11 protein-coding genes are annotated in these 11,647 nt (G+C 55.4%); 7 read left to right on the forward strand and 4 right to left on the reverse strand.

Annotated features, from left to right (window positions below):
* The coding region (locus tag B3P58_RS03550; protein WP_286716104.1) for a response regulator at window positions 1-1,758 on the forward strand (1,758 nt) is incomplete at its 5' end.
* A 66-nt stretch (window positions 1,759-1,824) separates the two neighbouring features.
* Here the strand turns inward: B3P58_RS03550 and B3P58_RS03555 are convergent.
* Window positions 1,825-2,793 carry a class 1 fructose-bisphosphatase gene (locus B3P58_RS03555; protein WP_230330602.1) on the reverse strand — a complete coding sequence of 323 codons (969 nt, stop codon included), beginning with the start codon at window positions 2,791-2,793 and terminating at the stop codon, window positions 1,825-1,827.
* 253 nt (window positions 2,794-3,046) lie between these two features.
* On the opposite strand from B3P58_RS03555, the gene mpl reads away from it, so the two are divergent.
* From mpl to B3P58_RS03580, 5 genes are all read left to right on the forward strand, one after another.
* Window positions 3,047-4,459 carry a UDP-N-acetylmuramate:L-alanyl-gamma-D-glutamyl-meso-diaminopimelate ligase gene (mpl, locus tag B3P58_RS03560; protein WP_230330625.1) on the forward strand — a complete coding sequence of 471 codons (1,413 nt, stop codon included), beginning with the start codon at window positions 3,047-3,049 and terminating at the stop codon, window positions 4,457-4,459.
* Complete coding sequence (locus B3P58_RS03565) at window positions 4,456-5,073, forward strand: flavin prenyltransferase UbiX (RefSeq protein ID WP_230330603.1); 618 nt, start codon at window positions 4,456-4,458, stop codon at window positions 5,071-5,073. The genes mpl and B3P58_RS03565 overlap by 4 nt, the downstream gene beginning before the upstream one ends.
* A 90-nt stretch (window positions 5,074-5,163) precedes the next feature.
* The gene (locus tag B3P58_RS03570; protein WP_230330604.1) at window positions 5,164-5,595 is read left to right on the forward strand and encodes a hypothetical protein; all 432 of its coding nucleotides are present in this window, start codon (window positions 5,164-5,166) and stop codon (window positions 5,593-5,595) included.
* Between the two features lie 125 nt (window positions 5,596-5,720).
* Window positions 5,721-8,153, forward strand: a complete 2,433-nt coding sequence (locus tag B3P58_RS03575) for a thrombospondin type 3 repeat-containing protein (protein WP_230330605.1) — start codon at window positions 5,721-5,723, stop codon at window positions 8,151-8,153.
* A 125-nt stretch (window positions 8,154-8,278) separates the two neighbouring features.
* Complete coding sequence (locus B3P58_RS03580; protein ID WP_145466330.1) at window positions 8,279-8,527, forward strand: DUF2175 domain-containing protein; 249 nt, start codon at window positions 8,279-8,281, stop codon at window positions 8,525-8,527.
* Between the two features lie 22 nt (window positions 8,528-8,549).
* Here B3P58_RS03580 and B3P58_RS03585 read toward each other — a convergent pair whose 3' ends face one another.
* On the reverse strand, window positions 8,550-10,172 hold the full coding sequence (locus B3P58_RS03585) for a methyl-accepting chemotaxis protein (RefSeq protein WP_225693114.1): 1,623 nt from the start codon (window positions 10,170-10,172) through the stop codon (window positions 8,550-8,552).
* A gap of 228 nt (window positions 10,173-10,400) precedes the next feature.
* On the opposite strand from B3P58_RS03585, the gene B3P58_RS03590 reads away from it, so the two are divergent.
* Window positions 10,401-10,772 (forward strand): hypothetical protein, encoded by a 372-nt coding sequence (locus B3P58_RS03590; RefSeq protein ID WP_286716108.1) that lies wholly within the window; start codon window positions 10,401-10,403, stop codon window positions 10,770-10,772.
* Window positions 10,773-10,817: 45 nt separating this feature from the next.
* On the opposite strand, the gene B3P58_RS03595 is transcribed toward B3P58_RS03590, so the two are convergent.
* Entirely contained in the window at window positions 10,818-11,360 is a 543-nt protein-coding gene (locus B3P58_RS03595; RefSeq protein WP_286716109.1) for a YbhB/YbcL family Raf kinase inhibitor-like protein, read from the reverse strand.
* Window positions 11,361-11,425: 65 nt separating this feature from the next.
* The coding region (locus tag B3P58_RS03600) for a helix-turn-helix domain-containing protein (protein WP_286716110.1) at window positions 11,426-11,647 on the reverse strand (222 nt) is incomplete at its 5' end.

Raw genomic sequence — 11,647 nt, forward strand, 5'->3', positions numbered from 1 at the left:
AATCAGAGTATTGCCCGTATCGTGTTGGAGAATATCGGTGTTACGGCGGAATACCCGATCATTTCCGGCAATTACGAATTACTCTTCCCTTTGGTGCACGCCGCATTATCACAACCAGCGATCGTTTCTATTCAGATTCACGATGCCGCCGGGCGGATATTGCTGGATAATCAGACCGAACGTTTTGCAGAAGTACCTGCAGAAGATATCCGCTATCTGCGCTATGACATCGTTCGTCAGGTGCAGAGTCTGGATGAATTTTCTGAATTTGGTGATGGTTCCACCGAAGCCGAAACACTGGGTTATATTCGTCTGGGGATGGCGGATACCTTTACCCGCGATCGTGAAATTTCTATTCTGCGTCAGTCATTGCTGGTCGGGCTGGGCGTTGTGTTACTGGCTTTCTTTATCGGCCGTGCTGCTTCTCTGTCGATTATTCCTGCACTGGAAAAACTGTCACTCTTTATCGCCAGGCTTGCTGGTGGTAATTCCAATGAGCGTATAAAAGTTGATGATGGTGCTGAAATCGGCCACCTTCAGGTGAATGCCAACCAGTTAGCACAGTCACTGCAACAGGCCGAAAAAGACCAGCAAAGCTACACCCGCCAACTGATGAATGAACAACAGAAAACCCAGCAGGCAAGCCGGGCCAAAAGCGAATTTCTGGCAATGATGAGTCATGAATTGCGCACGCCATTAAATGGCGCTATCGGTATGCTGCAGTTGTTGGATCAGGATATCAGCCGGGAAGAGTTTAATGACTATAAACGCACGGCAGATCAGTCGCTGACGCACCTTACGCAACTGCTGGAAGATGTACTGGTTGTGGTCGATACCGAGAAAAATAAACTGCCGGTAGTCTTTAAAGAACAGAAATTACCCGATGTGCTGAATAACCTGATTCAGGATTTTTCACATCGCGCGCTGGATAAAGAACTGTCGCTGGTGGTTGATTACGACACCGCGCTGCAGCGCAACGCAATTCGTTTTGATCCTTCTCTGGTGCGTCAGGTTGTGCGTCATCTGGTTGATAACGCCATTAAATTTACTGACAGTGGTATGGTCGTTGTGCAGTTGCAACTGGTTAAAAATAATAACCATGACTGGCTCAGCATCAGTGTCACAGATACCGGTATTGGTATTCCTGAGGATCATAAGCAGCGCGTACTGGAAGCCTTTGCCCAGGTTAATTCTTCGTTTAACCGGCGCCATGCCGGTGTCGGTCTTGGCCTGACTATTACTCACCATATCAGCCGGATTCTCGGTGGCCATATAGAAATCAGCGATGGTATTAATGGCGGAACCCGGGTGTTGGTGGATTTTCCTCTGGGGCACTCGCCAGAGAGTGAAGCCGTTGAACCTCAGGGAGTAGCCCATGGCTTACGCACCCTGATCGTGGAAGATAACCCGGTTAATTCCAAAGTGGCGGAAAAAATGCTGCTGAAAGTCTGCCCACAGATGCAGATCAACAAAGTCAGCTCCGGGGAGGAATCGCTGGAACGGGTAAAAAGCCAGCAGTTTGATCTGATTCTGATGGATTGCCAGATGCCCGGGCTGGACGGTTTTGAAACAACCAGGCGCCTGCGCGAATCCGGACTAACCACCCCAATCGTCGCCTGCACCGCCAATACCACTGATCAGATTCAGGACAAATGCCGGGCAGCAGGGATGGATGATTATCTGGCCAAACCGCTGAAAGTTGCCACGGTAGAGGCGATGGTTAATAAATGGCTGCAGCGTACCAGCCAGGAATGCTGAACAGAGGATTGCAGCTATAAAAAAGCCCGCTCTTGCGGGCTTTTTTCTGTCTGTGTCTGGCTCAGATCAGGCGTGGTAACGGACAACGGTTTCCACTTCATCGGCCGATCCCATTACTACCGAAACGCGCTGGTGAATACTGGTTGGCTCAACCGCCATAATATCTTCAAAGGCGGTCGATGCCTTACCGCCAGCCTGCTCGACCAGCATGCTCATCGGATTGCCTTCGTACATCAGACGCAGTTTACCGGGCTTTTGTGGTTCACGGCTGTCGTAAGGGTACATAAAAATACCACCACGGGTCAGGATGCGGTGAATTTCGGCAACCATCGAGGCGATCCAGCGCATATTGTAACGCTTGCCCAGTGGACCTTCTTCACCAGCCAGCAGATCTGCCACGTAGTTTTGCATCTGCGGCAGCCAGAAGCGCTGGTTGGACATATTAATCGCGAATTCTTTGGTGGTAGCCGGAACCTGAACGTTCTCGCGCTGCAGGAAAAATTCACCAACGCGCGGATCAAGGGTAAAGGTATGGGTACCGTTACCTGTGGTCAGTACCAGCAGAGTAGAGGGGCCGTACAGAACATAGCCGGCAGCAACCTGTTGTTTACCGCTTTGCAGGTAAGTGGCTTCGTGGGTGGCATCGTCATTGGCTGATGCTTTCAGAATGGAGAAGATGGTGCCGACGGTGACGTTCACATCGATGTTGGATGAACCATCCAGAGGATCGAACAGTACCAGCAGCTCACCGTCCGGGTTGCAGGCCACCGGGTCGGCTTCTTCTTCACTGGCCATGCCTTTGACTTCCGGCATGCCTTTCAGGCAGTACTTGATCAGATCGTTGGAGATAACGTCGAGCTTCTTCTGGCACTCACCTTGTACGTTTTCCTGCTCTGCACTGCCGAGAACACCGGCCAGAGAGCCCATATGTAAACGGTAGGCGATATCTTTACAGGCAACCATCAGTCCGTCGATGACGGCCACCAGAGCCTGATCATCGCAGTGGTGGTCTAAAAAAGTCCGTAAGCGCTGCATCTTGTCTTCCCCAAAGGTCGGAATCTGTTCAAATTGCGGCGCATACTACCTTAATTGCCAGCGGATTTCAGCGCCGCTGTCAGGAAAAGCCGGATGAGGATCTGCCCGTATGGAATAAACGGCTCCGCCGGAAAGGCCATTCTCTCAGGCCCTATCTTCTTTAAACCGTGTTAAAAGCCCCCGGTGCTTGGGTGCAGAGAGCGTTATCAGTACACTAGCCGCCTGACTGATTGATCTGGACATGACAGAAACTATGCGTCTGCACATTCTCGGTATTTGCGGCACCTTTATGGGCTCTCTGGCACAGCTGGCCAAACAGCTCGGGCACGAGGTTTCCGGCAGTGATGCCGGCGTTTATCCTCCGATGAGCGATCAGCTCGAAGCCGCTGGCATTGTCCTGAGCGAAGGCTTTGATCCGGCCAATATTCCCGCCGACACCGATCTGGTGATTATCGGCAACGCCATGTCGCGCGGTAATCCCTCGGTTGAGTATGTACTGGATCGCGGTTTGCCTTATATGTCCGGCCCGCAGTGGCTGGGGCAGTATGTGTTACGCGGTCGCTGGGTAGCGGCGGTATCCGGTACCCATGGCAAGACCACAACCAGCAGCATGCTGGCCTGGATTCTCGAATACGCCGGGATGAAACCCGGCTTCCTGATCGGCGGCGTGCCGCAGAATTTTTCGGTGTCAGCCCGTCTCGGTGATTCGCCGTTTTTCGTCATCGAAGCCGACGAATACGACACCGCGTTTTTCGATAAACGCTCGAAATTTGTTCATTACCAGCCACGTACGCTGATTATGAACAACCTCGAATTTGACCACGCCGATATATTCCCGGATCTGGCTGCCATTGAGCGCCAGTTCCATCATCTGGTGCGTACAGTGCCGGCCAATGGCCAGATTGTGCTGCCTGCCGGTGAAGAAGCTCTGGAACGGGTGCTGGCGCAGGGCTGCTGGACGCCGGTAGTACGCTTCAGTGAGCAGGACGACGCAGACTGGCAATGGCGTCTGGATGCGGCTGATGCCTCGGTGTTCAGTCTGCGTCACGTTGCTGCTGGGAGCGGAGAGAGCGGGGCCGGCGATCAGGCGGCTCAGGTGCGCTGGAATCTCACCGGTTTACACAATGTCAGTAATGCCATTGCCGCCATGCTCGCCGCCCGTCATATGGGCGTTACACCGCCAATCGCTGCCGCCGCACTGAGTGAATTCGCCTCGGTGAAGCGCCGTATGGAGCTGGTGGGTGAGACTTCCGGCATTCAGGTTTACGACGATTTTGCTCACCATCCGACGGCCATAACCACAACGCTCGAAGGTGCCCGTGCGCGTCTGCAGCAGGAAAATCCGCAGGGCCGCATTCTGGCGGTGCTGGAGCCACGTTCGAACACCATGAAACTGGGTGTGCATAAATCCGAGCTGGCTGCGTCGGTTGATGCGGCGGATCTGGCGTTCTGGTTTCAGCCGGACAACATTGACTGGTCACTGGCCGAGGTGGCTGCCGCCAGCCGCATTGCCGGCCAGAGTTTTACCGATCATCAGGCGCTGATCTCCGCGGTTGTCGCCGCGGCCCGCCCCGGTGACCGTATTGTGGTGATGTCGAACGGCAGCTTCGCCGGTATGCCGCGTAAATTGCTGGCAGCGCTGCAGCAGCGTGAGGGCAGAGTATGAGTTCGCGCATTTGTGTCGCCATTACCGGCGCCTCCGGCAGCCTGTATGCGTTGCGGCTTATTGAGGTCTTGCTGGCTGCTGGCGGGCAGGTGGATGTGATTGTGTCGAAAGCCGCGCAGCTGGTATTCGCCACCGAAACGCCGCTGGCCCTGCCGGGCAATCCCGCCGCTCAGGCAACTTTTTTACAACAGTATTTTCAGGTGGATGATACGCGGCTGCGGGTGTTTGGCCGCGAAGACTGGATGGCGCCCTGGGCTTCAGGTTCCGGTCAGCCCGGCCCGCTGGTGATCTGTCCGTGCTCCACGGGTACGTTGTCAGCCATTGCTACCGGTGCCAGTAATAACCTGATTGAGCGTGCCGCCGATGTGGCGCTGAAAGAACGGCGCAAGCTGATTCTGGTGCCGCGTGAGACGCCGTATTCAGAAATTCACCTGCAGAATATGCTGACGCTGACGCGCATGGGCGCGGTAATTCTGCCGGCCAGTCCGGGTTTTTATCATGAACCGCAGAGCATTCAGGATTTAATCGATTTTATTGTCGCGCGTATTCTCAACCAGTTGGGCATCGAACAGCAGCTGATGCCGGCCTGGGGCAAGGATAACGTGCCGCAGTAGTGGCATTATCCGGCAAACCGGTGCGCGCTGTGCGCTGACCACCGGGATACATTTCAGAACGTTTAATTATCAGTGATTGGGGAAGTAAGCATGAACGAGCAACAACCAGAGGCACAGGAAGTGGATTACCCGAAATGGATTGGCCTGGGTTTTATTGCCGGTATTGTCGTCGCCGTGCTGGCGCTGGAATATTATGGTTTCATTGCTCATCCGTCCGAGCAGGACAGTGCGGTGGTGGATGAATTCCGCTTACTGGCGATCACGCCGGAAAGCGATCTGAAAATTTCCCAGAAAGACTCTGGTAAAACAGCATTCTGCGTTGGTGGTTACCTGTTGCTGCGTCCGGATAATGGTAAAGAAGTAGCCGGCATTCTGGTTGATCAGAAAAACCGTGGCATTCATTGCCGTCACAGCATGAATGCCCAGGCCGACCGTGACACTGCAGGCAGTAATGCGGCCGCCGACAATACCGCCGACGGCGACACTGAAGCAGCCCCGGGCGAGACCAGCACGGCACAATAATAAAAATAATACTCAGCAGATAAATTATGCATTCTCTTTTCTCACCTTCTTTCGTGCGGGTCTGTTCTTTCTGTCAGGCGCGCGCGCGCCATATGCTCTGCGCGGCTGTTTTATGTGGCGCGGTCTTGGGCAGCAATCACAGCCTTGCCGCACTGAATGATCTTGATAACGACGGTATTGCCGATCATCTCGATACCGACCGCGATGGCGATGGCGTATCCAACTTCCTGGAACAGGCGGCGGGTACAGACCCCGACGTTGCCGACCAGACCGATGTGGATAATGACGGTATTCCGGATGCCATTGACGACGACTGGGATAACGATGGGGTGGTGAACCGCAAGGATGACTTCCCGCAGGACGGCAGCGAATGGCTGGATACCGACCGCGATGGTGTTGGCGATAATGCCGACCGCGATATTGATAACGATGGCATCCGTAACGACCTCGAAGTACAGCTGAATTACGACCCGCGCGACAGCCGCTCAACTCCGGTTGACCGTGACGGTGACGGCTGGCCGGATTTGCTCGATACCGATATGGACAACGACGGTGTTGATAACGCCGAAGATGCCTTTCCGCTGAATGCCAAAGAATGGGCCGACCTGGATGGTGATGGTATCGGCGATAACGCCGACCCTGATCTGGATAACGATGGCGTGAGTAACGAGCTGGAACTCAGGGCCGGTACTGACCCGCGTGACCGCGCCTCGGTGCCGCCGGATCTCGACCGCGACGGCATTCCGGATACACTCGATGATGATATGGATGGCGATGGCGTTGCCAATGCGCAGGATCTGTACCCGCAGGATGCGCGCGAATCCGCCGACACCGATGGTGATGGTGTACCGGATAATCAGGATGTGGACGCCGATGGCGACGGTATTCCCAATGTGTTTGAGATGCATCTGGGCACCGACCCGCTGGATGCTTCGAGCAAACCGGCGGACGCCGACAACGACTCCATGCCGGACACCTTCGACACCGACCGCGACGGTGATGGTACCGAAAACCGTTTTGACGCCTTCCCCGATGATAAAAACGAATGGCGTGATACCGATGGCGATGGCATAGGCGATAACGCCGACCCTGATCGTGATAACGATGGCTTCAGTAATGACATTGAACAACAGGCCGGCAGCGATGACCTTGATCCGCGGAACAAACCGGCGGATCTGGATCAGGACGGTATAGCCGATGTGGTTGATGCCGATATCGACGGCGATGCCATTGCTAATGAGCTGGATGCCTTCCCGCTGGACCGCAGCGAATGGGCCGACTTTGACGGCGACGGTATTGGCGACAACAGTGATGCCGATATGGATAACGACGGCATCGGCAACGAGTTTGAACGCACGCTGGGCTTTAATCCGATGGATGCGGCCAGTGTGCCGTTCGACCTCGATGGCGACGGCATTCCCGATGCCCTCGACAGCGACCTTGATGGCGATACCTTAGGCAATGCCATCGATCGTTTCCCGCGTGACCCGCTGGAGTGGAACGATATCGACAACGACGGCATCGGCGATAACAGCGATCCGGACCGCGATGGTGATGGTATCCGCAATGATCATGAGTTGCTGGCCGGTACCGATCCGGCGGATGCTGCCTCGGTGCCTGCCGACCTTGATGGCGACCGTCTGCCGGATGTCATCGATGACGATATGGACGGTGACGGCCATCTGAACGAGGCGGATGTCTTTCCGCGCAACCCACGTGAATGGGCTGATCTGGATGGCGATGGCACGGGCGACAACAGCGACAGCGATATCGACGGTGACGGCATCCGTAATGACTGGGAAGTGCAGTTAGGCTTCGATCCGCGTGATGCGCAAAGCAAACCGGCTGATCTCGACGATGATGGCATTCCCGACGTGCTCGACAGCGATATGGATGGCGATGAGGTGGCTAACGCCGCCGATGCTTTCCCGCGTGACGTCAGCGAATGGGCCGATATGGACGGTGATGGCACTGGCGATAACAGCGATGACGATATTGACGGTGATGGCATCAGCAACGACTACGAAGTGGCGATGAACACCGATCCGCACGATGCACGCAGCACGCCGGCCGATCTTGACCGCGATGGCATTCCCGATGCGCTGGACGATGACCGGGATGGCGATGGTCATCTTAACGAGGCCGATGTTTTCCCGGATGACCGCCGAGAATGGGCGGATCTGGACGGCGATGGCATCGGCGATAACCGCGACCCGGACCGCGACGGTGATGGCTATGCCAACAGCGTCGAGCTACAGGAAGGTACAGACGAATGGTCTGCGACCAGCTTCCCTGACCACGAGCCGCCGGTTCTCGACTATGTGCGCTGGTCTGCGACGGAGCCAACTCTGGTGCAGGGCATGGCCTATGACGACGGTATGGGGCTGGCGCGTATCTGGTTGCAAAGCCCGGCCGGAGATATATGCGAAGGTGAAATTATTTACACCGGCCACTTCCGCGTGCCCTGTGCGCTTAAAGCAAACAGCGAACGCTGGCAGCTGCTGGCGGAAGATAAGGCAGGAAATCAGACAGAACAGTGGCTGGGCAGCAGCGACTGAGGCCGATTGTTCTGCCTGCCTATCACTACAATAAACTACAAGACCGACGTTTAGCCCGGCGCAGACTGGGCTAGGCTGAAACAGATGCCTCTGGCATGTGTTTCAGCATTTTTCAGGGAAAGGTCATGTCGCTCAATTGTGTGTTCTGTAATAAACCGGTCTTTGGTCTGGGTGGATTGACGGTTCCGCTTAAGGGACCGGCCCATCAACAGTGTTTTCAGGCGTACAACGTGCTGAAACGCACCTTTCAGAAGCTGGATATTACCGCGCTGAATGATGATGAATTACGGGATCTGAAGGATCTGGTGCTGGCCGAAGAGAATGATCGTCGCCGCCAGAATGAGCCTGACGGCGATGATATTGAGCTGTTTTAAGCGGACAGGGTCAGGATCAGGGCTACAGCCTGAACTTTAACAGCAGCGCGTTAAGCTGTTCCGCCAGCCGCGCCAGCTCCTGACTGGATGCATGGGTCTGGTTGGCACCGGCCGATGTCTGGAACGACAAATCACGGATAGCGACCAGATTCTTATCCACTTCACGGGCAACCATTGCCTGTTCTTCCGCTGCGCTGGCAATGTTCAGATTCTGCTCGTTGATGTTGCTGATCAGGCCGGTAATTTCTCCTAATGATGTTCCTGCTTCGTTGGCCATTTTCAGTGTATTCATGGCCCAGCGGTTGCTGTTTTCCATATTAACGACCGCAGCATCGGTGGCAGTCTGTACCGTCTGGATCATGCGTTCGATTTCTTTGGTGGATTCCTGAGTACGGTGCGCCAGAGCCCGGACTTCATCAGCGACCACAGCAAAGCCCCGGCCTGACTCTCCGGCACGGGCTGCTTCAATGGCGGCATTCAGTGCCAGCAAATTAGTCTGTTCAGCGATGGCGCGGATAACATCAATCACCTGGCCAATGTCTTTTACGTTACCTGCCAGTGCCGAAATGCCATCCGCGGTATTGCTGATCTCACCCGCCAGCTGGTCAATGGTGCGGATGGTTTCATCCAGCGTGTTCTGCCCCTGGCGGGCCTTGTCATTGACCTGCTCGGAATTGGATGACGTGGTACTGGCACTGTTCGCCACTTCATCCACGGCTACGGTCAGTTCGTTAACGGCCGTGGCTGCCTGCTCCAGCTGAGCGCTCTGCTGGTGGACGATTTCACTGGATTCGTTAGTCACTACACTGAGTTCTTCCGAGGTGGTGGATAACTGCTGTGAAGAATCGGCGATATGGTTCAGCGTGTTGCGCAGTTGTTCCTGCATCTGGTGCATGGCGGCCATCATGTCTGCGGCTTCGTCACTCCCATGGTCGCTGATGCGGTGGCTCAGATCGCCACTGGCGATGCGCTGTGCCGCGCTGACGGCGTTTTCCAGTGGGGTAACAATGCTCTGGCTGAACAGGCTGGCGAGAATAATCACCGCCAGCAGCGCCACACCAATAGCAATATAAATGGCCATGCTGGACGTGCTGTAAGTTGTGGCTGCATTGGTTACAGCGTGGTTGGCTACCTCACCTTCGTAGCGGGCAAGATCGTTCAGTGCTTCGGTAATGCCGATACTCAGGGCATCAATATGTTGTACGCGCAAGCGCTGCACGGCTTCCATATCACCCTTGGCAACCAGACCCAGCAGCTGCTGCAGGCGCTGATCGTATTCGTTTTTATCAGCGATGATGCCGTCTAATTTTTGTCTGGCTTCGGGCGTATCTGCGCGGCCTTTCATATCCGCTTCGGCGGCTTTATAGCTTGTGGTCACTTCGGCCAGACGGCGGCTGAACTGGTCGCTTTGCTCTTTCGTCTGGCTGTTGACCAGGTTGACGGCATACAGACGGGTGTAGAGGAAATCGCGGCGCATCTCGCCGATCCCTTCAACCTTGGGCAGGCTTACCTTACCCAGCATGTTGATGCTGTTGTTCAGCTGGCTGAGTTGTTGGGTGGCAAACAGACCGAGTGCAAGGGTGATAAGGCCCAGAAGGCCGAAGAAAAGCATTGCACGTTTGGCAACGCGCATATTTCTTAACATCGTGTTCTCCGTTTTCTCTGAAGTAATGAACCGTCCAGGCCGCAGATTGGTATTAATAGAATGGCTGGGCGGGAAAGGTGAGAACTTAATGTTAGATTACTTTTTAGGATCTGCCTGATCGTTTTGCGCAAGGGATTGTGTCGCTGCTGGCGGAGATCGCAGGGCAGGTTCCGGCGTATCAGGATGTGTATAATTCCCCCCCTTGTTCACTGGCTGCCGGAGAGTGTGATGTTGATTGAAAATACCTCGGATCTGATTGTCTGTACGGAACAGCGCCAGTTGCCATCGGGAGTGCCTGTGGATCTGGCTGGCCTGCAGAATGGTACGGTGCTCGCTATCGGTGCGGATGCCCTGGCTTTGTATCGTTCGTTCGAGGCCGTGGGGGATGCTCTGGGGAATGGTCTGATTGCCAGTGTTACTTTGCCATGTACCCTGGCCGCAGAAAACGGCTGCTTTGTGCTGGAGCACCGCGCCGGTTATGTCGGGCTGGCGGGCGGCTTTGTGCTGTTAATTACCCTGAACGATGTGCAGCTGTTCAGCAGCAAAGAGGATGCTTTGCGTAACCGCAATGAGATTGCCCGTTTATCGCTGGCTCATTGAAAACAGCTGTGATCCTGCCGCCGCTCAGCGGCAGGTTGTGTGCGCTTACGGACGCTGGTACAGCGCTTCCAGCGTGGTTTTAGCCAGCGCATGGCCATTAAGGTAATAACCAACCAGTGCACCGGAGCTGTCTGGTGCCAGATCCAGCTTGTCTGTGTTTAAAGCAAATACTGTAAATTGATAACGGTGAGCTTTATCGCCTTTGGGCGGGCAGGCTCCACCAAAACCAGGGACGCCGTAATCGGTACGGCTTTCGGTGCTGCCTTCTGGCATGGTATTGCCACTGGCACCGGTTTTCAGACTGGTGACATCCGCCGGAATATTAAACGCCAGCCAGTGCCACCAGCCGCTGCCGGTCGGGGCATCCGGATCATAGGCTGTGATGGCAAAACTTTTGGTGCCCTCCGGGGCTCCGCTCCAGCTCAGCTGTGGCGACAGATTGTCGCCTTCGCAACCAAAACCATTGAATTCCTGTGCCTTGGGCATCGGCGTGCCGTTGCTGATGTCGCTGCTCTGTACCCGGAATTCGGCCAGAGCGCCCTGGCTCCACAGAGTGGCGGCGGACAGCAGTATTAATATCGGCTTCATCGTTATCTCCTTTGAGTCTGTTTGGATGTTCACAGCTTACGTCAGAGGTGAGGCTGCAGTACGCCTCAAACGGTCAAGGTTGAGCCTGAAACCGCCGTTTGCCGGATCAGGGTGTCAGCCGTCTGGCTGTGGCGCAGCTCGGCCGGGCTGGTACCAAAGCGTTCACGGAAGCGTTCACTGAAACGCGATGCCGAGCGGTAGCCACAGGCGTCAGCGACCTGCTGGACACTGAGGCTGCTGGTTTGCAGCAGGTTCAGGCCCTGCACCAGCCGCAGCTGGCTGAGCAG

The organism is Thalassolituus sp. UBA2009 (assembly GCF_002335285.1).
GTDB classification, from domain to species: Bacteria; Pseudomonadota; Gammaproteobacteria; order Pseudomonadales; family Oceanobacteraceae; genus Venatoribacter; species Venatoribacter alkanivorans.